We start from the raw sequence: 20,930 nt of genomic DNA on the forward strand, positions 1-20,930 counted from the left end.
TCAAATTCTATTCCCTGGTGTTTTTTTAACTTATTCTAGTTGAAATTATTCCGGATAAAACCATAGTTATTCCTAAAACTCTAGCTAAATTAAAGCTTTCTCCCAAAAAATAATAAGCTAGTATAGCAGCAGCTACTACCTCAACAGTTACTATTATACTTGCTTTGCTAGAATCAACTCTTTTTAGGCCTGCAGTGTAACAAACAAAAGCTAAAAAAGTAGCTACAAATCCAAGCCCTAAGAGGCTAGACCACATATATATATCCATCTTAGTCAATACATTTCCTACAGGAGGATAAGGTATTGCCAGTAACAAAGCACCAAAAATAAGTGAATATGTTGCCACAGTAAAAGGAGAGTAATTTTCCATTCCAATCTTACCCATAATTGTGTACGAAGCGTATGTTATTGCTGCCAAAAGACCATATAAAACTCCTAAAAGGCTAAAATTATCATAACTATTAATATTAAAGCCTCCAACTGCAAGAAAGCAGCCAACTAATGTTAAAATCAAACCCATGATTTTACCTTTTGTCAATTCTTCCTTAAAAAAAAATAAAGAGTAAAACAAAACATAAATGGGAGCTGTGTATAGTAAGATAACAGCGACGGTTGCTCCACTATACCTGATGGCATTATAATAACCTAAACCAAAAATAAATTGGGCTAATAAGCCGGACAAAATAAAGAAGGGAATGTGCTTAATATTTATTTTCAATAAATTTGGCTGCCATAATAAGGAGACAAACAACATTATTAAGGCAGCAAGACTAGTTTTCATACTAACTATTTTAAGTGTAGGCAAATCACTTTCAAATAATGGATTGCCAAGTATACCAGTAGATCCCCAGAATATACCTCCCAAAATAATTAAAAGATAGCCTGCCTTTTGATATTGCTGCATCTTATATAGCTCCCCTTTTTACCCTTTTTAATTGATAAGTTTTGCTCAAATTATCTCACAGCTTCTATGGTAACACAATTATTTTCGAATATTTACTATTATTTTGATTATATAGCGAAAATAGAGACTGTTATGGTAAAATGAAATTGCAAATATTTCAATATTTTAGAGGGAGGTTATTAAATGCGGTTAAATGGATTAACTGTGGGAATCCCACGGGAGATAATGCCGGGAGAAAAAAGGGTGGCTGCAACACCTGAAACCGTACAGAAAATGAAAGAAGCAGGAGCAAAAGTTCTAGTTGAAACAGGTGCTGGTGAGAACAGTTTTTTTAATGATGAAGATTATATTGATAGAGATGCTGAAATCGTTAAGGAACCAAGTGAACTTTTTGGACATTCCGATATTGTACTAAAAGTAAAAGAACCAAGCATCAATGATAGTATAAATAAGCATGAAGTTGAATTGATGAAAGAAAACAGCCACTTAATCTGTTTTCTACACCCTGCTAATCCCTCTAATCATGAAACCGTTAAGTTATTAGCTGACAGAAATATTACAAGCTTTACATTAGACAGTATTCCTCGCATTTCCCGTGCTCAACAGATGGATGCTTTGACTTCGATGAGTACTGCAGCAGGATATAAAACTGTTATTTTGGCAGCGTATCATCTTGCGCGTTTTATTCCGATGATGCCGACTGCCACAGGGGTAATTCCTCCAGCAGAGTTTTTAGTTGTTGGTACTGGAGTTGTAGGTTTGCAGGCTATTGGAATGGCGAAGCGTCTTGGCGCCAAAGTCAAAGCTGTGGATATAAGAAATGAAGCTAACGAACAGGCCAAGAGCCTGGGAGCAGAGATCATTCCTTTTGAAGTTCCCCAGGAGCTTGCTACAGGAGAAGGTGGATATGCCAAACGCTTGCCTGATGAATGGTATGAAAAAGAACGCGAACTTTTAGCACCATATATAAAAGAAAGTGATGCAATTATTCTTTCTGCTTTGATCCCAGGAGAAATATCACCTCAACTTGTAAAAAAAGATTCAGTTGTTCAAATGAAAAAAGGTTCTGTTATTGTTGATATAGCTGTAGACCAAGGTGGTAACTGTGAACTAACAAAACCAGGAGAAGAATATGAATATAATGGTGTTACTATTAGTGGACTAAAAAACTTGCCAGCTGATCTTGCAGTAGATGCAACATCCATGTTCTCACAAAACGTGTGGCAGTTTTTATCATATATTTCAGAAGACGGCAAAATAAAAACCGACAAAGATGACGAAGTTATTAAAAATCCATTAGTAACAATAAATGGAGAAATTGTACATGAAGGTACTTTGAATGCTATGAAAAATTCATAGAATCAAATTTAAAGGAGGAAAAAAGTTTGTTTGCTTTATTAATTCTTATTTTAGCAGTAGCGTCTATCTTGGGATACTTGACAATTTCTAAAGTGCCTCCTCTTCTTCATACTCCTTTGATGTCGGGGATGAATGCTCTTTCCGGAGTTACTCTCATAGGAGCAGTAGCCATATACGCTACTGCTCCTCCAGAATACTTGTCTTTGGCAGGTCTTGCTTTAATTTTGGCGATGATTAATGTGGTTGGGGGTTTTTATGTTACTGAAAGGATGCTTAAAATGTTCAATAAAAAAGACCCACAAACAATTGATAAGGAGCAGATTCCATGGCAATAAATATTATTTTTGGAGCAATTGTTATAGTAGGTTTTATTATAGGAATAAAGCTTATGCAGTCCCCAGGTACTGCCGTATGGGGTAATCGAATTGGTGCATTGTCAATGGTAGCTGGCTTTGTATTTGCTATTATCCAATTCGGGGTAGCTGATGAAATTATATTTTGGCTTTTTATTTTAATTGGTGTACTTCTAGGAGCTATATTAGCTGGAAAAGTACAGATGATACAAATGCCACAAACTGTTGCGCTTTTTAATGGTTCAGGTGGAGGGGCTTCTGCTGCCGTAGCTACTGTTTCAGCTTTATTGTATTCTACTGAGGGAGATTGGATTTTCTTTTTTACTTCTGCCCTGGCATTAGCTATAGGGAGTTTGACTCTTTTTGGCAGCATAATAGCAGCAGGTAAGCTTCAGGGATGGTTTTCTCAGGAGTCGTTAAACATTAACGGTCATAATAATTTGTTAGTAGCGTTATTAATAATTGGGGCCTTGCTGGTGATTATTAGCCCGGCTTATAATGGTATGTTTTTTGTTATGCTTTGGCCATTTTTGCTAATTATATCTGCGTTATATGGTTTTTTCATGGCTATTAGAATCGGTGGAGCAGATATGCCAGTTTTGATTTCTTTTTTGAATTCTTTGTCAGGAATAGCTGCTGCTGTATGTGGTCTTGCTATAGAACATATAATTCTTGTTGGGGCAGGAGCTCTTGTCGGCATGGCAGGATTAATTCTTACTATCATAATGTGTAAAGCTATGAACAGAAGCTTGAAACAGGTTTTTAGCGGAATAAAACCCTCTGAAAAAGAACAACCTGATCAGATAGGAGTAGATCAAGAAGATTATGACGCGGTAAAACATCACGAAACAACCGATGAACCAGCAGAAAAAGAAATTGAACTTACTCCACTAGATAGTGCAAAAACTATATTAGATGAAGCCAATAAAGTTATAATTGTTCCAGGATATGGTTTAGCAGTTGCTCAGGCTCAACAGGAGCTAAAACAGTTAATTGACTTACTAGAGGCTGAAGAAACAGAGGTCAAGTTGGCAATTCATCCTGTTGCAGGAAGGATGCCAGGACATATGAATGTACTACTAGCAGAAATTGGTATTGATTATGACAAACTTTCTGAAATGGATACTATAAACCCTGAATTTCCAGAAACTGATGCTGTGATTGTTATTGGAGCATGCGACGTTGTAAACCCTGCAGCTAGTACTTCCGAGGGAACTCCAATTTCGGGGATGCCTATATTAGAAGCCCATAATGCCAAAAATGTTATTGTTTGTAACTTAGATGATTCACCAGGTTACTCAGGTGTTCCTAACACTTTATATGGAAAAGATAATGTTATATTAGTTTGGGGAGATGCTAAAGAGAACATAAATAATTTGTATAGTATATTAAAAAATGATAAAGATGGCTAAATAAAAAAAGAGCTCAGCAAAATATTTATGCTGAGTTCTTTTTTTATATTTATATGCTTTTTATTTTAATTATAATTAATTGTTGCTTACTAGTTAATTTGAATTTTTATTTGTAACCTGGCTATCATCTAAGGCATCATCTAGAGCATCATCTACGGCATCGGCTACAGTTTCTTGTAAAATATGTTTTTCTTCAACTTCTTCGAGTTTTTTCTTTACAGCTTCTTCAACTTCGTATTCTTCTAAGAGTCCAACATATAGTGAATAAATAATTAATATCAGAATTAATGAAAAAGGAAGCCCTGTCATAACCGATGCAGTTTGTAATGCTGTAAGTCCTCCTCCTAACAATAAAGTACCTGCAACTACCCCCTCCATAACTGCCCAAAAAACTCTTTGAGTAGTAGGTGAATCTAATTTTCCACCTGAAGTCAGGTGATCTACTACCAGCGAACCTGAGTCAGACGAAGTGACAAAAAATACTGTAACAAGAATAATGCCTACAAGAGATAAGAGTCCTGTCATAGGAAAACTTTCAAGCATGGCAAATAATGCTACAGCTTCATCCACTTCAACAACTGAAACCAGGTCTGCAATATTATTCAGTTCTAAATATAATGCGCTGCTTCCAAATACAGATATCCATAAGAATGAAATTAAAGTTGGAAAAAGCATTACTCCAAGAATAAATTCTCGGACAGTACGACCTTTAGATATTCTTGCTATAAACATACCCACAAAAGGTGACCATGATATCCACCAGGCCCAGTAGAATATTGTCCAATCCCCCTGCCAGTTTGTTGCTTCAAAGGTCTCAGTCCAAAGACTCATGGCCGGAAGATGAGAAACGTAGTTACCTAAGTTTTGCGTAAAACCACCCATGATATAAATTGTTGGACCAAGGAAGAGTATTAATAGCATAAAAACGCCTGCAAGTACCATGTTTATTTCACTAAGTTTTTTTACTCCACCATCTAGCCCCTTGACAACAGAAATGACAGCAAGGGCAGTAATTGATGCAATAAGTATAATTTGTATTGTTACGCTTATTTGTATCCCAAACAGATAATTGAGACCTGCATTAACCTGAGCAACTCCTAAGCCAAGTGAAGTTGCTAGTCCTGTTAAGGTAGCTAAAACTGATAGAATATCGATCAGGTTACCCCAACCACCATATATTTTATTTCCGATTAAAGGGTAGAATATAGAGCGAATTGTTAAAGGGAGTCCTCTGTTAAAAGCAAAGAATGCAAGCCCAAGTGCAACTATAGAATAAATAGCCCAGGGATGAATTCCCCAGTGAAAAAAAGTAGTTATCATTGAAGACTGAGCAGCTTCGGAAGATCCAGATGCAACATCTCCAAACATAGGAGAAGGTGTGTTTAGGTGCAAAATTGGCTCGCCAACACTCCAAAATAATAAACCAATCCCCATACCCGCACTTAGAAGCATTGCATACCAACCAAAAGTAGTAAATTCTGGTTGAGCATCATTGCCCCCAATTTTGATATTACCAAACTTACCTAATGCAAAGTATAAAGAGGCCACTATAAAAAGGTTAGCTGTTAGGATAAAAAACCAGCCTGTGTTTCTCGTGACAAAATCCAAAGCTATCTCAAAAATAGATTCAGCTTGAGAAGGATTGAATAATGTTAGTGCTATAAAAACTATTAATAAAAATCCAGATACTAATGTGACATGAGGATGGATATCAAAACCATAAGCTTCCCAGTTTCTTGCTCCAGGTTCTTCTTTGCCTGCTTCATCAAACAAAGATGCTGTTGGTCTAATTTGTAGGCCTTTAAAAGGGTTCCTTTCTCTAATAGCTTTTTTTCTTTCCTCAGCTTCAGCTTTTTTCAGCTTTTTTGCCAAGGCTCTTTTAGAGACTAGCCTCTTTCGCCTTTCTTCATCCATCTTAATTCTGCCTCCTTAACAGTGTCATTTTTTGGTATTAAAAACGTAGGTGATATCACAATTCTACATAAAAATGTTGTATCCTTTAACCTTATTTATTAATTTTAAAAATTAGGAATTTGTAGTAAACATGTTTATATTATTGTTTTTATTTAGATATCAATATTTTCCAAAGTTTTAAACTTCCTTCTTTTTTTCTTTTTTCTAGTGATTCAAGTTTTTCTTCTGAAAGATATAGCCTCTGATCAAAAGTTAATCTAATAACATCCAAATCAATTAATAATTCCATTGCATTTAATTTATAATTTGGAGCTTTAACTAGTCGTTCTGTTGCGCTTTGTTGTATTAACCCCAACTCTTCTCTTGTTTTTGCATTTCGTTTTTCTAGAGCATTGTTTTTTCTAAAAGAATTAATTACAGACTTAGTTGCTCGTCTTAATAAAATAACAGAAAATAAAAAAATTAGGCCAAAAATCAGTAAAAGAGCGCCTATCGCTAAAATAAATATCCATATATTTTGCAAAGTTATCACCTCGTGTAGTTAATAGTTATCTTAGTAATCTCCCATGATTATATTCTATAAACTCATTTTTTCACCTGCCGTGAAGGCATTTTATAAGTGAACTTTAATGTATTTTTAAGATTTATTTTTTAAGATATAATAATAAATGCTATATTCTATTTTGGAGGTCAAATGATGATAACTGTTGCATTAATTGGTGCAGGACGTCGTGGGAGAGAAGTATATGGGCGCTATATTAAAAATCATTGTCTTAATACGAGAATAATTGCCGTTGCAGAGCCAAATTTTTTTAAAAGAAAACAAGCTTCTATTGAACATAATATTTCAATTCGAAAACAATTTAAATCATACGAAAAATTGCTTGATAAAAACAGGTTAGCTGATGCTATTATGATAACTACTTCTGACCATCATCACTATTATCCCACAATAAAAGGGATCGAGAAAGGTTATAAAATAATACTAGAAAAACCAATTGCGCCTGATTTTAAGCAATTTAAAGATATAGTAATTAAAGCTAGAGAACATAATAATCAAATATTAGTGACACATCCCCTTCGTTATACCCCTTTTTATAGAACTATAGTAGATGTTATTAATAAAGGAATAATTGGAGAGATAAAAGCAATTGACCATAATGAACATATAGGCTATTATCACTTCGTACACAGCTATGTCAGAGGAAACTGGAGAAATGACTGCATCTCAGCTCCTTTATTTTTGGCAAAAAGCTCTCATGATTTTGACTTACTTTATTGGTTCCTAAATAGGAAATGCCTTGAAGTTTTTGCAGGTGGCAGAAAAACGTACTTTAATAAAGAGAATCACCCTGATGATGCGGGAGAAAACTGCCTTGATTGTAAAGCTGAGCCGAACTGTCCTTACTCAGCACGACATATCTACCTTACTGATGATCTTCCGTGGCCTAAAGATATAATTGAAGAAATGCCATCGAAGTATTTTAGAAAAGTAGGCGTTAGATTTACTGGCCTTGGCAAATGTGTTTATCTGTGTGATAATACAATGCCAGAATTTTTAACAGCTTCACTTCTTTTTGAAGATGATATAAGAGTAAACTTTACGATCACAGGTCTATCAAAAGAGATGACGAGAATAACAAATATTTTTGGAACAAAAGGTGAAATAAGAGCAGATTTTGCCCGTAATAAAATTTGGATTAACCCTTATAGGGGCAAAGAAAACATTATATCCCCCTCAGTAGAAAGAGGAGGACATGGTGGTGGGGATTTTATTATGATAAAAGAATTTGATAAATTTTTGGGTGAACTAGAAAGTGATAAAAATAAAAATCTAACAACATTGGAATTATCAATTGAAAGTCATTTAGCAGCTTTTGCTGCAGAAAAGTCAAGAAAAGAGAACAGGCCTGTTTCCCTTTCTAGCTTAAGAAATGAATTGTCTTTAAGCCCGCATTAGCCATATGGCTTTAATAACCATGAGATGTAGGTAATATATTTAAAAAAACATTTCTTTGTGATATTATACTAGTATAATTTATCATTAAGATTATTTATCAATTAATATTTGATATTTTAATGATAATTTTTATAACTTACCACTACGTTAGGAGGAAGAAAATGGCAGACGACAAGCATTCGCCAGATTTATCGTGTGAAATTAATGAGGAAGACCTAGTAGCGAAATACAGAAAAAAGCTTCCCCAGGTAACTCAAAATATTATCGAGAGTTATAATGAGCAAAGATTTGGTAGCCATGTAGATTTTGAGCCAATACCATCTAGAGAATCTGTTATAGAGATTATTGATAAATTTTTTGAAGTTCTATATCCTGGTTATTTTAACTCTGATAAACTTGATCCTGTTAATTTAAATTTTCATATTGGCCAAATTGTAACAAGGCTTTATAGTATGTTAGCTGACCAAATAATCAGTACCATTCGTCATGACTGTGATCGTTACAATTTAACGTGTCAGGAGTGTAATGAGCAGGGGTACGATATTGCACTTAGGGTATTAAAGGAAATCCCTAATATTAGAAAACTTTTGGCTACTGATGTTCAAGCAGCTTTTGATGGAGACCCTGCCGCGAAAAGTTATGACGAAATAATTTTTAGCTATCCTGGTATTTATGCTATTACTGTTTATAGGGTAGCGCATGTTTTGTACGAAAATGATGTTCCATTATTACCTCGGATAATGACAGAACATGCACATAGTAAAACTGGTATCGATATACATCCCGGAGCGAAGATTAATGAAAGGTTTGCAATAGACCATGGAACTGGAATCGTTATTGGTGAAACTACTACAATTGGCAAAAATGTAAGGATATATCAAGGTGTTACCCTTGGAGCATTATCCCTCCCTAAAGATGCTGGAGAACAGCTTAGAGGTAGAAAGAGACATCCTAATATAGAAGATGATGTTATAATCTATTCTGGTACTACTATTCTTGGAGGAGATACTACTATAGGTGCGAGATCTGTAATAGGTGGTAATGTTTGGTTGACAGAATCTGTACCTCCTGATACCCAGGTAATAATGGAAAAACCCCAACTTCTCTATAAAAATGATAAATATAAGTCAACGGAGGAAGAACTTTTTGACGAAGGTTAAATAATTAAGAGGGCAAAAGCCCTCTTTTAATTTTATATATTTCTATCAACCGCTTCGGCTATTGGTTTTAAGCTCTCCATAAGATTAGCAAATTTATCTGGTTTCAAACTCTGGGTACCGTCACACATAGCCGTGGCTGGGTCGTTATGAACTTCAATAATTAACCCATCTGCCCCTGCAGCTACTGCTGCTTTTGATAAACCGCTTACATACTTCCACGAACCAGAAGCATGGCTTGGATCAGCAACAACAGGAAGATGAGACAGTTCTCTAGCTACTAGAATTGCGCTAATGTCCATTGTGTTTCTAGTTTCTGTCTCGAAAGTTCTAATACCCCGTTCGCACAATATAATGTCGGAGTTCCCCTCAGACATTACATATTCTGCAGCCATAAGCCATTCTTCTATTGTGGCGGCAAGACCTCTTTTTAGTAAAACTGGTTTCTCTGTCATACCTGCTTCCTGTAATAATCTGAAGTTTTGCATATTCCTGGCTCCTATCTGCAACACATCAGAATATTTTGCAACAGTTTCAACATCTCTTGTGTCAATAACCTCCGTAACTATTTTTAAACCTGTTTCCTTTCTAGCTGTATCTAGCATTTTTAGCCCTTCTTCTTGAAGTCCCTGGAAAGAGTAAGGAGAAGTTCTAGGTTTAAAAGCACCACCGCGCAATATTTTAGCCCCTGCATCCTTAACTTTATGCGCTGTTACGAAGAAGTCATCTTTATCTTCTACAGCACATGGACCTGCCATAACTACTAACTCGTCTCCGCCTATTTTAACATCTCCTACTTTAACAATGCTTTTTTCTTGTATCTCTTTACTTGCTAATTTGTATGGTTTCATAATTGGCACAATGTTTTCCACACCGGGATACATCATTAGTTGATCATTGTCCAAATGTCTTTTGTCACCTATAACTCCGATTACCGTTTTCACCTCACCATAAATTGGATGTGTTTTACACCCTAGTTCTTCTAACCTATTTTCTACTTTTTCAATTTGTTCTTTTGTTGCTGATGGTTCCATAATAATAATCATATTATTACCCCCTAATATAATTTTTATAAGTAATACAAAAACTCCTCATCCCAAAAAAGGGACGAGGAGTATTACATACACCACGCGGTACCACCCAGATTGATTCCATAAAGGAACCCGCTCATAAAGCATACGGGAAATTAGAATATTATAGTAACATAATAATATAATTCATAATTTCCGATATACCCTCCAGGTTAACGTCAGGAGTTAACGGCTCGGCCTATTAGCATTACGCATTCAGCCTGCAGCTCCGAGGTGAACTTCAATTTAAAATAACTTACCGGGCTTTCACCATCTCCGGCTCGCTGTAAAGAAGTGATTTTAAATCTACTTTACCTCTTCATAGCTTTTAATTTAATATTATAGTTTCTTTAAAAATTAGAATTTTTCCTAGTTTTAGATAAGTTATCATAAGTTCACACAGAATGTCAAGGTGATTTTCTAAAATTATTTTTGAAGCATCCTTAGAAAAAAATACAAATCAGGTACAAATAACTATTAAAATGATATAATATGACTATATGGCAGATAATAGATAATTTTTGGAGGCTTGAACATGAATGAGTATAAATACCAGAGTGCGATAATATTATCTCTTGCTTTTCATTTTGGGTGGTTACTTTCCTTTCCTTTCTATGGTCCGGTACTTCAAGTATTTACAGTTAAAAACTCTGTAGATGGTTTAAGTAATCTACCTCTAATTTTTGTCTTTTGTCATGCTGTTTTTTTTATTTTTGGTGGAATTTTTCTAAGAGATATTTATATATGGAAAAAAGTTATGTTAACAAGTCTTACGGTCATTATTTTATTTAATATAGTTTTTATATTTTTGGACTCTACTATACTATTAATATTTATGGGGATAATGGGGGCTTTATCTTCTGTTTATATATTAGGCTGGAGTTGTTTGTATTCAATGTGTATCCCCTTTAACAATAAAATTAAAACTATGGCTGCAATAATAATTATATCTAATGCTGTATTTGTTTTAATTAATTGGCTATCAACTTATTTATCATCAATTCAGCTTTTGACTGTAGCTATATTACCTTTGATTGCTTCTATGGTTATTCTGGTCAAAATACCAGAATTGTTAAAGTTAGAAATAAAGCCGGCAAAAAATACTAAAAAAGATGACTCCCCACTCCCCCTGCCAAAAACTTTAATAATATTTTGTATATTTGTTGCGGGATTATTTTTGAACGGTGGATTTATGTATAATATAATGCTTCCTTCATTTGAAGGAGAGTTACCTTTTTTTAAGAATTATACATACTTACCCTACATTTTAGTATTACTTATAATTTTTAAATTAAGCAGTAAAATAAAATATTACCTGCTAGTTTATATGGGGGTTACCCTTTTGGGAATGTCTTTTGTCTCCTTTGCTCTTTTAGGAGATAATATAGTAGGGTTATTTTTAACTCATACCTTAGTAGAATCATCCTTTGCTTTTTTAGATTTATTTGTATGGGTTGCTCTGGGTAATTTAGCTTTTATTTATGGTGCACCTTATCAATTGTTTGGTTATGTGTTGGGTGTGATGGTGTCAAGCATATTTGCAGGTAATATAATAGGTAGTCAAATATTTCAGATTGGTGAAACTCATAGATTGATAATGGCTGTATTTGCTGCGACAGCTATTTTTTTAACTCACTTGGTTATACCTTGGTTAAATAAAAGAATAAATAGTGATTTTACTACTATGGTGGCAGTTACCATGGAAGATGAAACTCTTGCTGAAGAAAAAGATATTTTTGATATTTTACTTGGTCAGCTACTCCCTGGAGAAAATCTAACACCACGAGAAAAAGAAGTTACAAAACTAATTTTAAAAGGCTTAAAAAACAAAGAAATTGCTGAACAACTTTTTATAAGTGATAACACATTAAAATCTCACCTTAGAAATATTTACCCTAAATTTGGAGTAACACAAAAACGTGAACTTTTATCTATAGCATTAAATATCAAGAAATATAAAAATTAACGCTGATTCTGGTGCAAAAAGTCTATTCACGCATGTAAAGTGTTTTTATTAGTTTTTTATTTTTTTGATTAAAAAATAGGCAAAGACTCCAAGCAGGATAATAAAAGGCCAAATCATAAAAATGCCATTTAGTAAAGTTACCATAGCAACTACAAATGTATTCCAGCCATTTTGAAAGCTATATAAAAACCCAGTGATTATATTATCAGGTGTGGTTGTTATAGTAATCTTATGTTGTAAATAAACTGTAATTTTTGAATAGTCAATTGCCCTTTCCAAATAATTCATTCTACCCTGGCTACTTTCAATGTTTTCCCTTAGGCGGGTTAATTCCTTTTCGATATTTATAATCTCTTCAATATTATCAGCTTGGTCTAGGAGTTGAATGAGCCGCTGTTCTTGTGCCTCTAGGACATCAATGCGAGCTCTTAAATCAATATATTTTTCAGTTACATCTAAAGTTGAGCTTTCCATTCTTGTAACATCTGCAATATTTGAGAGTTCATCCATTAATGAGTCAAACTCAGCGCTATCTATCCTAAGAATCATTGTGGCGTAATGAATGTCATTTTGTTGTTGAAATGTTGATTTTTCTACAAATCCTTCCGATTTTTCTAATAGTTTAGTAATTTTTTCAGAAGCATCTTTTACATCTTTAGTATCAAGATAAATAATGCCTTCTTTTATTATTTTTTCTATCCCACTTTCACTTAGTTGATTGTCTTCTGCTAAATCTCTTGCCAAATCGTGTGTTGTAATTTCTTCAGCCATTTCATTTGCACAACCATTAATGAAAAACAAAACAAGTAATATTATAGTTACTTTCAAAAAAACACTTTTATTTTTCATTTTTGTTTTCTCTTCTCTCCCCTCCATTACAAAAGTATTCTATAATATATGAGTTAATTGATAATTTAATCATAATGTTTCTTTATCATAAAAACATCACCCTTAAGGGTGATGTTTTTATGATTGTTTCACTATAAACTAAAGTTAATCAATTAAATTGATATTTGTATTAACTTTGATAGGAGGAGATTTTAATGTCTAATTACAAAGAATGTCCATTTTGTGGAGAAGAGATTCTATCAAAAGCAGTAAAATGTAAACATTGCTATTCGATGCTAGAGAACGATTCAGAAATGCCACCAAAGCCTCCAACATCTCCAATACCAGCTAAACCACCAACGCTGTCCAAATCATCTTTTTCTTCACATGCTAGTTCATCTTCTGCTGCATCAACTACTGATCAAAAATCTTCTAGTCCACCTCCGCCACCGCCACCACCTTCTAATGCTGTAATGTCAAACCCAACTCCATCTATGCCACCATCTCCGCCACCGTTAGCACCAAACCCTCCTGGTTTTGGTGGAGATGTTATGTCAGGCTCGGGTGACTTTGCTTATGACTACCCTAAAGCAAGCATGGGAAAACGAATTTTAGGATATATCGTAGACGGGATTGTCGCCATGGTACCTTTAATTATTTTAATTCCTATAGCATTAATGCCAATTTATAGGTATATTGCTTCTGATGGATGGATTACTCCTAGTGGCTTTGAATGGGCTCTTGGGATAATCGGCATTATTATAGGTTTTGGATGGAGTATAGTTTATTCATTTGTTCGTGACGGGCTTAAAAATGGTCAAAGCTATGGGAAAAGAGCTGCAGGGTTGATGGTAGTCCGTTTGACTGACAACAAACCTTGTAATAAAGTAGACTCTTTTAAAAGGAACGTTGTTGCAGCAGTGATAGGTGCAGTTTTAAGTTGGATACCAGGGTTAAATATGATTGCTAGTTTTGCTGAACCATTAGTTGCAGCTATTGATAAAAAAGGTTTAAGACTTGGGGATAGATTTGCTAAGACCCAAGTTATATTAAAAGAAGATTACAGGTAGCATTAGATAAACTAGATATATATAAAGTAGAGTGACTTTTTTTGCTCTGCTTTATATACCTTATTTCAGTGTAAAAAATTTTGATTCTTAATATCACCTTAAAGGGTGATGGCAGGGTTGATTAAATTGAGTACAATAAAAGTAATAAATCCAGGATTAGGAGGGATATGAATGAACAAAAATTCAACTAATCATTTTCGATACATCACCTTGCTTTTTGTTTTGTTTTTATTTGCAATTACTACATTTGGATGTAATCAGAATAGCGAAGAAGTAGAAGCAAAAGAAAGTCTAAATGATTCTAGCTCAGAAGGGAATGTAACCAAAAGTATAAGCCAGCTTACTGAAGAGGGGAAATCACCTGTAGAAATTTCTAAATTAATAAGAAAGGATATGTTTTATCCTCTACCAACTACTTATGATTTTAGCATAACCAATGTATCGAATGCACAAATACGTACTATTAAAGGAGTTGTTGTTTTTATAGATTCGGATGGCAATTATGTACCAGGGCAAATCGCAGAGACAGGTGTTGCGGAATTTATTTCTCCAGGCCAAACTGTTGAGTTTCAACTGTATGGCAGTGAAGATGAATCAATACATTCAGGAATAATTGTTGTAGAAAACATGACCTATAGCAGTGGAAACTTTATGCAAAGGTGGGAGAATCCTAACTTCGCTGCCGAAATTGAAGAACTAACTGGGCTAGCTGAAATTTGGGATATAGAAACTTTAAATGAGATACTTGATGTTGATGAAACTGAAGTAGAAGAGGAAGAAATAACAGATGATGATATTATAAACGAATAAATTATTTCATTTAACAGGCGGTGGTCTACGTGGATAAGGAGTCAAGGGTAATTCTCACAACTACTGTGTCAGTTTTACTAGGAGTGATTCTGTTGGTTTATTTGTATAAAATAATAATTTGAGAATGGAGTGAATAAAATGGATTTTATTTCGGTAATATTTATTCTTATATTTGTCTATCTTGTTATAATTCGTCCATTGTTAAAAGGCGGTAAACGAAGACGTGGAATAGGTGCAGGTGGAGGGGCAGTACCTTTCTACCTTAATGATCAAAATAGGCTTGATGGTAATGAATCAGATAATGATAATGACAGCTGTGATGACTATGATGATGGCGGCTGTGATGACCAATAACCTATTATAACTAAAAAAAATTATAAAATAACAAATCAAACAAAAAATAGAGTGAGTCAGGATTGTTATTTTCCTAACTCACTTATTTTTGTTAAAGTGTATATTTAATTATTGCTTAGAGGTAGATAATGATAAAGTTCTCCTGCCATACTCTGTATAGGCATTGTTTGAAGCCACACTTTCCCTGGACCTTCCAAAGTGGTTAAAAACATCCCTTCGCCGCCAAGAAACATATTTTTTATTCCTTTTACTCTTTCAATACTAAAGCTAACCCCTTCTTCAAATGCTCCTACTGAACCTGTTTCTACTCTGATTTTTTCTCCCTGAGCCAAATCCTTCACAATACACTCTCCGTCTATTTCGATGAAAGCTAGCCCCTGTCCTGATAACTTTTGCATAATAAAACCTTCCCCGCCAAAGAATCCAGAACCAAGCCGTCTTTGAATATGGATGTCATAATCTACAGACTCATAAGCACACAAAAAAGAACGTCTTTGACAAATAACTGTTCCTTTGGAAATATCTAAAGGAAGGATATTTCCAGGATAAGTATGACCAAAAGCAACTATTGCACCATCATCTAATCCAGTAAAATATTGCACAAACATATCTTCCCCGGACATTTTTCTTTTGAATGCTCCAAAAACACCACCTTTCATTTCAGTATCCATTTTGATGTTCTGATCCATCCACTGCATAGCGCCACTTTGAGCGTATAGTCTTTCATCTTTATCTAGCATTATCTCCACCATGGGCATAACTGAACCTAAGATTTGATATTTCAATCCCTTCAGCTCCTTTTTAGAATTATTAATATTATTATTAGACCTTACGCTTAACCCACTTACATTATTAGCATTTGAGATGTTTTCTTGGTTGACAAACAAATCTTTTATTTGGCTTGCAGGTGTCCAATTATTTAGCTTTTCTGACCAAACTAAGTCATTTTTGTTTAAATAATTATCACCTTTAAGTTGTAGAAGTTGATTCCAATCATAAGGTCCATACTGCTTACCTTCTTTTGTTATATACCAATTTGACATTTTTTTCACCATCCTTTTTCTTTTATTTTTTTGAGTTTATTAGCTAACTTTGACCATTGTAGCCAAAAGCTATTTTGACATCTTTTATCAGACTTATATTAAGTGAATATACAAATTTATTAATATAATTTTAGGTTAATTTTACAAATAAAAAATCACCCTTAAGGGTGATTGTGAAATAATAATTAGTAAATGGTTTAAATTAGTAATAATAAATTAGCTTATTTAACCAAAAAATAATTATGAAACTAATAATTTGATTTTACTTTAACCAAATTGAGGTGATCATAATTAAAATAAAGGATAGGTTTACAGGTGGAGTCATTGCGGGTATAGGAGCAAATTTGGTAAAAATGGGAATTGGACAAACAGCTAATGTAGAACCAAGCACAAGCTTCAAAGAGACAATTATGAACCGTGTTCTTCCCAAGTAGCTATATATTGCAGGTTATTTATTCCTTCAAAACATGTAATGTCTAATTTATCGTTAATAATCCATTGTCCATTTAGTCCTTTTTCTAGTGCTGATAGTTCAAAGTGACACATTGCTATCCCCATATCTATCTTTTGAATATCAAATCCTATAGCTTTGTTTACAACTTTTGAATATTCCATGAAAAAATGCCAGTTATTATTTTCTTTAATAATACGCCATGGTTGAAAATTTGAGGCTGAAGGCGCTAATCTTACCATTTCAAGTGGTGTTTCATAGTAGCCGGCCTTTTCTTTAGTGATTGGCGAATTAATGGAATTATTAAAAAATAGTTTTTCCCATGATTTTCGTTTTTTAGAGCCTGCAGCAGTTTTCATTATTTTGTCAATCATGCTTTTTTTGGTGTCAGGATAGCCAATTGGGGTTATAATAGGTAGGAATTCATTTTCTTTTAGACCTGTGAGTTTATCTAAGCCTTTAATATTAAAAGTACCACCAAGCCAACAGGTTCCAAGTCCTAGAGAAGTTGCATAAAGAATTAATTTTTCTAAAGTGTATCCAAGATTCAAAAGACTATAGGCTTCATCCTCTTTTACTACCCCGGTAACAAAGTTTTTGGCACCTTTGATAACTCCATATGTACCAATTTTGCCACCGGTTTCTTTTACAAAAGAATCATCGTTTAAAAAAACAAAACGTACTTCTGAGGAAAAGGGGCTTTCTATAGAATTAGAGTAGTTTTTAAGGTCAGACTCAACTTCTTCTGACAAAGCCACTGGCTTATAAGTTCTAATAGAGCTTCGTTTTTTTATAACTTCTGTTATATCTTTATTAAAAAATTTGATATCCATATATGATCAAGCTCCTTTTTTACTATTTTGCCTTCTTACTTCTTTAATTTATTAAGTTCAGAGATAAAAGAATTTATACTTTTCCAAAAGTCTTCACTCATATCAATGGTGTTATGGTCTTTATCTTTGATAACTTTTAATTCATACTCTCCTCCCCACTCTTTGGCTAATTTTTTGCCATGTTCAGGAGGAACAAGATTGTCATTCTCTGCAATTAAGGCTAGCATTGGAGTTTTGATATTGGGTGCTTTGTTCACAGAGTCAAAATTATGTTTTAAAAGATAGGAAACAGGCAAAAAAGGTAATTTATTTTTAGCCACATTAGTGATACTATCATAGGGAGTTACTAATATTAAACCTTTTACTTCTCGTTTACTTGCCAGATGAACCACAACGCCAGAACCAAGGCTTCTACCCATTAGTACGATATTATTTTCGTCAATATCTTCCCTACTAGCCATATAATCATATATTGTTAACGCATCAGAAAACAATTTTTCTTCTGTAGGTGTGCCTTCACTTAAACCATAGCCTCTGTAATTAAAAGGAGCTAATGAATATCCTGGAAATTTGTCCTTAACTTCTACCATGTGAGAAACTTCTTCGGCATTACCACCAAAATATAATACCAGGGGAGATTTTTCTTGTTTATTATTACTATTGTCTTCTTTTGCAAGCCATCCATGTAACTTTGTACTATCATTTGATTTAATATTTATACTTTCAATGTTTTTGAGTTCTTTTTCTTTTTCGCTAAAAGGTTCTTTTGGTAATGATACAGGGTGAAATAATAATTTTTCTTGTAAAATATAAGTAAGAACAACTATTACTAGATAAATTATTAATAAAATTATAAATACATTTAATATAGATTTTATTGGCAATAATATCACCTGCCTAGCTTGTTTTATGGATAAATATTTAGATAATAAGTTTCACTTGGCCATAATTCACCTTCGTGAATAAGACCGTTTTTATAAATAGCTCTTATTGATATTCTTTTTACTTCTTTATCAAAATCTTTACTAGCTGAGAATATCTGACCTTCTCCAAAATCTGAGATACTTTTTTCGCCAACCTCTGTTCTATGACTAAAGTCATGTTGATTTGAATCTATTTTATCACTTAACTTTCCTTTATCTAATTTAATGGTTTCATCGTTATTTTCCTGATATTCTATGTCCATGTATATATCCTTAACTTCAAAAAAGTCAAAGATAGGCTTGTCTTGAAACAACTCAATTCCATAATTACTAGGTCCGGCCATACTTCTACTGCTTCCATGGTATATATTCGTAATCCTTGCCAGGGCTGGTTTGTAATAATGGTTTGGGATTATATTCTCGTCACTACTTTTGTATACCTCCCCAGAAGCTACAAACCTATACTTATATGTTTTTTCAGGCTCTAAATTTAAAGTAGCGAGATAACTGGTGTCAGAGATTTTGTCTGCTTCTTGCCTAGTCCAATCTTTACCATTACTGCTGTATTCAACTAATACAGAAGCATCTTTTTCTAACTCTCTAAAGCTCCAGGCAAGATCTAAAATAATTTCATCTTGAGTAGAGTTTTCTGTATTAGGGTGAAAGTCTTTAGACACTATCCATTTTTCTGCTTCTTTTAGTTGTCTCAAACTGTTATTTAGTGAGCTTATTCGTGATGATAAACTATTATATTCATTTCTATTAAGCCCTTCAATATTGTTGATGGCTCTTTCAAGTTCATTAGTCTTGTTAAAGGCAGACATACTTGTACCAATGCTAATAACGAGTAGTAAAATTAATATTAAATATTTTATATTTTCCAAAAGTGTTCTCCTCCTAATTTTAGTAAGAATTAAGTCTATATTAGTACTGTATTATTTAAGACGTATTGTTTTTGAATATGTTATTTATAACTATCGAATTAATTTAAAAATCCTGACCACATATCAATGGCCAGGACTGAATACATACCAAAACTATCGAACAAATTTTATTAATATATGGTAATTTAATTATATACCGAAAGAGCCTAAAAGTCTATCTAGGGGTAATAAATTTTTGTGTATAATATTTATTATAAGCGCCTGTACCTAAAGCTTGAAATACCGGGTTTAATATAGCTTCACGGTGTCCAAGACTGTTCATTAAATTTTCGTGAGCTTCTATAGCATCCGACTGTCCAAATGCTATATTTTCGCCAACTGACGAATATAATATATTTGCTTTAGTCACCCTATCTCCAGGACCGCCAGTAGTTGGAGAAGTATGACTGAAAAAATTGTTTTCATACATATCTATTGAATGCTCTTTAGCAACTACAGCTATTTCCTCATGAAAATCTAGTGGATCGATTCCCATTCTAACTCTTATAGAATTAACTAAATCAAATAATTGAAGTTCATTAGCACGGTTAACCTCTTCTTGTTCTTGTTCAGATAGGTCTTGTGCTTGATGTTCTGGGGAATCACCACTAAAAGTCCAACTGATTGAGTAATTGCCAGAAGCGAGTACAAACTCAGGTTCACTAAGTCTGACAGAAGTAATATAGTTATTGTTATGTATATCAATAAATATCTCTAAGGCGATATCATCTTCTGTAATTACCAGGTATTTTTCCATTGGACTTTTATCACTTTGGTTAATAGTATAATCGGCTGATTCATTTGAATATTCAACTGTTTCTTCATAAGGAAATAATTTTTTTGCTTCTTTCTCACTTAAACCTACTTTAAGGCCTTTGAAATTTAAGTTATTTGAATTACTATACAAATTAACAACTTTATTATTACCATTAATACCTACTTGTAGATAATTTTCATAATCATGATTATAGATCCACCACTCAAAACCATAAGCACTTGGGTCTTTTCTATCAGGTTTGTCTAATAATTCTATAACTGAGTCTTTACTATCTCCGATAGATAAACCATAAAATTCTTTGCCTTTATCATTATTATCATCAACTTTATCTGTTATAGATATTGTTATTACAGAGTTGTCTCTATTCCAATCTACGCTTGAACCAAGATTTTCTGACACAAAGCGCAAAGGAACATAGTTTCTGTTATATTCTTCATTGAATACCATTTTGGTATCCATTTCTTCCTCAATGCCATTAACAGAGATTATGTCACTATCTATTTGTAATTCAATATGAAGTTCATCTTTAGATACTGTTACTGTCTCTGTTTGTGGGTCCCATTCAACCTCTGCACCAAGATTTTCAGAGATAAACCGGATAGGTACCATTGTTCTATTATTTGAATCAATATATGGTGTAGCATCTGTGAATACAGCTGGTTTATCGTTTATCATAACTTCTATTTCTTGTTTTGAATGAACAAGTTCGATATTAAACATCATTAATAAAAATATAGTTAAAGATATAACTAAAACAAAATAACCACGATATAAAGTTTTTTGACTAATAGACATTTTTGTATACGCATCTCCTCTCTACGT

19 protein-coding genes and 1 other annotated feature are annotated in these 20,930 nt (G+C 33.5%); of the genes, 9 read left to right on the plus strand and 10 right to left on the minus strand.

Annotation, left to right across the window (positions count from 1 at the left end; all coding sequences use genetic code 11):
• Positions 1 to 25: 25 nt before the first annotated feature.
• Positions 26 to 904, minus strand: coding sequence for a DMT family transporter (locus ACONDI_RS06105; RefSeq protein WP_241080582.1), 879 nt, complete (start codon positions 902 to 904; stop codon positions 26 to 28).
• Between the two features lie 183 nt (positions 905 to 1,087).
• On the opposite strand from ACONDI_RS06105, the gene ACONDI_RS06110 reads away from it, so the two are divergent.
• The 3 genes from ACONDI_RS06110 to ACONDI_RS06120 are packed head-to-tail and all read left to right on the plus strand — an operon-like array spanning position 1,088 to position 4,028.
• On the plus strand, positions 1,088 to 2,263 hold the full coding sequence (locus ACONDI_RS06110; RefSeq protein WP_241080583.1) for an NAD(P) transhydrogenase subunit alpha: 1,176 nt from the start codon (positions 1,088 to 1,090) through the stop codon (positions 2,261 to 2,263).
• Positions 2,264 to 2,289: 26 nt separating this feature from the next.
• Positions 2,290 to 2,598, plus strand: coding sequence for an NAD(P) transhydrogenase subunit alpha part 2 (locus ACONDI_RS06115; RefSeq protein ID WP_241080584.1), 309 nt, complete (start codon positions 2,290 to 2,292; stop codon positions 2,596 to 2,598).
• Positions 2,589 to 4,028, plus strand: coding sequence for an NAD(P)(+) transhydrogenase (Re/Si-specific) subunit beta (locus ACONDI_RS06120; RefSeq protein WP_241080585.1), 1,440 nt, complete (start codon positions 2,589 to 2,591; stop codon positions 4,026 to 4,028). The genes ACONDI_RS06115 and ACONDI_RS06120 overlap by 10 nt, the downstream gene beginning before the upstream one ends.
• 93 nt (positions 4,029 to 4,121) lie before the next feature.
• Here ACONDI_RS06120 and ACONDI_RS06125 read toward each other — a convergent pair whose 3' ends face one another.
• Entirely contained in the window at positions 4,122 to 5,942 is a 1,821-nt protein-coding gene (locus ACONDI_RS06125; protein WP_241080586.1) for a BCCT family transporter, read from the minus strand.
• A 148-nt stretch (positions 5,943 to 6,090) separates the two neighbouring features.
• A complete protein-coding gene (locus ACONDI_RS06130) occupies positions 6,091 to 6,465 on the minus strand; it encodes a hypothetical protein (protein WP_241080587.1) in 375 nt (124 codons plus the stop codon).
• Positions 6,466 to 6,639: 174 nt separating this feature from the next.
• On the opposite strand from ACONDI_RS06130, the gene ACONDI_RS06135 reads away from it, so the two are divergent.
• Entirely contained in the window at positions 6,640 to 7,902 is a 1,263-nt protein-coding gene (locus ACONDI_RS06135) for a Gfo/Idh/MocA family protein (RefSeq protein ID WP_241080588.1), read from the plus strand.
• A gap of 161 nt (positions 7,903 to 8,063) precedes the next feature.
• A complete protein-coding gene (locus tag ACONDI_RS06140; RefSeq protein ID WP_241080589.1) occupies positions 8,064 to 9,062 on the plus strand; it encodes a serine O-acetyltransferase in 999 nt (332 codons plus the stop codon).
• A gap of 32 nt (positions 9,063 to 9,094) precedes the next feature.
• Here the strand turns inward: ACONDI_RS06140 and aroF are convergent, their stop codons facing one another.
• The gene (aroF, locus tag ACONDI_RS06145; protein WP_241080590.1) at positions 9,095 to 10,105 is read right to left on the minus strand and encodes a 3-deoxy-7-phosphoheptulonate synthase; all 1,011 of its coding nucleotides are present in this window, start codon (positions 10,103 to 10,105) and stop codon (positions 9,095 to 9,097) included.
• 54 nt (positions 10,106 to 10,159) lie between these two features.
• Positions 10,160 to 10,461, minus strand: a binding site (T-box leader).
• Positions 10,462 to 10,973: 512 nt separating this feature from the next.
• Between aroF and ACONDI_RS06150 the strand changes: the two genes are divergently transcribed.
• Positions 10,974 to 12,095 (plus strand): response regulator transcription factor, encoded by a 1,122-nt coding sequence (locus ACONDI_RS06150; protein ID WP_241080591.1) that lies wholly within the window; start codon positions 10,974 to 10,976, stop codon positions 12,093 to 12,095.
• 48 nt (positions 12,096 to 12,143) lie between these two features.
• Here the strand turns inward: ACONDI_RS06150 and ACONDI_RS06155 are convergent, their stop codons facing one another.
• The gene (locus ACONDI_RS06155) at positions 12,144 to 12,944 is read right to left on the minus strand and encodes a DUF4349 domain-containing protein (RefSeq protein ID WP_241080592.1); all 801 of its coding nucleotides are present in this window, start codon (positions 12,942 to 12,944) and stop codon (positions 12,144 to 12,146) included.
• A 194-nt stretch (positions 12,945 to 13,138) separates the two neighbouring features.
• Here ACONDI_RS06155 and ACONDI_RS06160 point away from each other — a divergent pair, with 194 nt between their 5' ends.
• The 3 genes from ACONDI_RS06160 (at position 13,139) to ACONDI_RS06170 (ending at position 15,157) form a co-directional block, all read left to right on the plus strand.
• Positions 13,139 to 13,993, plus strand: coding sequence for an RDD family protein (locus tag ACONDI_RS06160; RefSeq protein ID WP_241080593.1), 855 nt, complete (start codon positions 13,139 to 13,141; stop codon positions 13,991 to 13,993).
• A 171-nt stretch (positions 13,994 to 14,164) separates the two neighbouring features.
• Positions 14,165 to 14,803: a hypothetical protein gene (locus tag ACONDI_RS06165; RefSeq protein WP_241080594.1), complete on the plus strand. Its 639-nt coding sequence runs from the start codon at positions 14,165 to 14,167 to the stop codon at positions 14,801 to 14,803.
• A gap of 138 nt (positions 14,804 to 14,941) precedes the next feature.
• Positions 14,942 to 15,157: a hypothetical protein gene (locus ACONDI_RS06170; protein ID WP_241080595.1), complete on the plus strand. Its 216-nt coding sequence runs from the start codon at positions 14,942 to 14,944 to the stop codon at positions 15,155 to 15,157.
• 104 nt (positions 15,158 to 15,261) lie between these two features.
• On the opposite strand, the gene ACONDI_RS06175 is transcribed toward ACONDI_RS06170, so the two are convergent.
• The 5 genes from ACONDI_RS06175 to ACONDI_RS06195 all read right to left on the minus strand — a co-directional run bounded on the left by ACONDI_RS06175 (position 15,262) and on the right by ACONDI_RS06195 (position 20,903).
• A complete protein-coding gene (locus ACONDI_RS06175) occupies positions 15,262 to 16,200 on the minus strand; it encodes a TIGR00266 family protein (protein ID WP_241080596.1) in 939 nt (312 codons plus the stop codon).
• 408 nt (positions 16,201 to 16,608) lie between these two features.
• The gene (locus tag ACONDI_RS06180; protein WP_241080597.1) at positions 16,609 to 17,484 is read right to left on the minus strand and encodes a nitroreductase family protein; all 876 of its coding nucleotides are present in this window, start codon (positions 17,482 to 17,484) and stop codon (positions 16,609 to 16,611) included.
• A gap of 35 nt (positions 17,485 to 17,519) precedes the next feature.
• Entirely contained in the window at positions 17,520 to 18,368 is an 849-nt protein-coding gene (locus tag ACONDI_RS06185) for an alpha/beta hydrolase (protein WP_241080598.1), read from the minus strand.
• Between the two features lie 23 nt (positions 18,369 to 18,391).
• Complete coding sequence (locus ACONDI_RS06190; RefSeq protein WP_241080599.1) at positions 18,392 to 19,291, minus strand: early set domain-containing protein; 900 nt, start codon at positions 19,289 to 19,291, stop codon at positions 18,392 to 18,394.
• Between the two features lie 214 nt (positions 19,292 to 19,505).
• Positions 19,506 to 20,903, minus strand: coding sequence for a stalk domain-containing protein (locus ACONDI_RS06195; RefSeq protein WP_241080600.1), 1,398 nt, complete (start codon positions 20,901 to 20,903; stop codon positions 19,506 to 19,508).
• Positions 20,904 to 20,930 lie beyond the last annotated feature (27 nt).

The sequence above is a fragment of the Natranaerofaba carboxydovora genome (assembly GCF_022539405.1).
GTDB lineage: Bacteria > Bacillota > Natranaerobiia > Natranaerobiales > Natranaerofabaceae > Natranaerofaba > Natranaerofaba carboxydovora.

What these genes read in the sequence shown, in the direction of transcription:
- ACONDI_RS06135 (WP_241080588.1), top strand. Translation starts at nt 6,640, where the DNA reads ATGATAACTGTTGCATTAATTGGTGCAGGACGTCGTGGGAGAGAAGTA.
- ACONDI_RS06140 (WP_241080589.1), top strand. Translation starts at nt 8,064, where the DNA reads ATGGCAGACGACAAGCATTCGCCAGATTTATCGTGTGAAATTAATGAG.
- ACONDI_RS06175 (WP_241080596.1), bottom strand. Translation starts at nt 16,200, where the DNA reads ATGTCAAATTGGTATATAACAAAAGAAGGTAAGCAGTATGGACCTTAT.
- ACONDI_RS06180 (WP_241080597.1), bottom strand. Translation starts at nt 17,484, where the DNA reads ATGGATATCAAATTTTTTAATAAAGATATAACAGAAGTTATAAAAAAA.
- ACONDI_RS06110 (WP_241080583.1), top strand. Translation starts at nt 1,088, where the DNA reads ATGCGGTTAAATGGATTAACTGTGGGAATCCCACGGGAGATAATGCCG.
- ACONDI_RS06125 (WP_241080586.1), bottom strand. Translation starts at nt 5,942, where the DNA reads ATGGATGAAGAAAGGCGAAAGAGGCTAGTCTCTAAAAGAGCCTTGGCA.
- aroF (WP_241080590.1), bottom strand. Translation starts at nt 10,105, where the DNA reads ATGATTATTATTATGGAACCATCAGCAACAAAAGAACAAATTGAAAAA.
- ACONDI_RS06165 (WP_241080594.1), top strand. Translation starts at nt 14,165, where the DNA reads ATGAACAAAAATTCAACTAATCATTTTCGATACATCACCTTGCTTTTT.
- ACONDI_RS06155 (WP_241080592.1), bottom strand. Translation starts at nt 12,944, where the DNA reads ATGAAAAATAAAAGTGTTTTTTTGAAAGTAACTATAATATTACTTGTT.
- ACONDI_RS06120 (WP_241080585.1), top strand. Translation starts at nt 2,589, where the DNA reads ATGGCAATAAATATTATTTTTGGAGCAATTGTTATAGTAGGTTTTATT.
- ACONDI_RS06105 (WP_241080582.1), bottom strand. Translation starts at nt 904, where the DNA reads ATGCAGCAATATCAAAAGGCAGGCTATCTTTTAATTATTTTGGGAGGT.
- ACONDI_RS06195 (WP_241080600.1), bottom strand. Translation starts at nt 20,903, where the DNA reads ATGTCTATTAGTCAAAAAACTTTATATCGTGGTTATTTTGTTTTAGTT.
- ACONDI_RS06170 (WP_241080595.1), top strand. Translation starts at nt 14,942, where the DNA reads ATGGATTTTATTTCGGTAATATTTATTCTTATATTTGTCTATCTTGTT.
- ACONDI_RS06160 (WP_241080593.1), top strand. Translation starts at nt 13,139, where the DNA reads ATGTCTAATTACAAAGAATGTCCATTTTGTGGAGAAGAGATTCTATCA.
- ACONDI_RS06150 (WP_241080591.1), top strand. Translation starts at nt 10,974, where the DNA reads ATGGGGGCTTTATCTTCTGTTTATATATTAGGCTGGAGTTGTTTGTAT.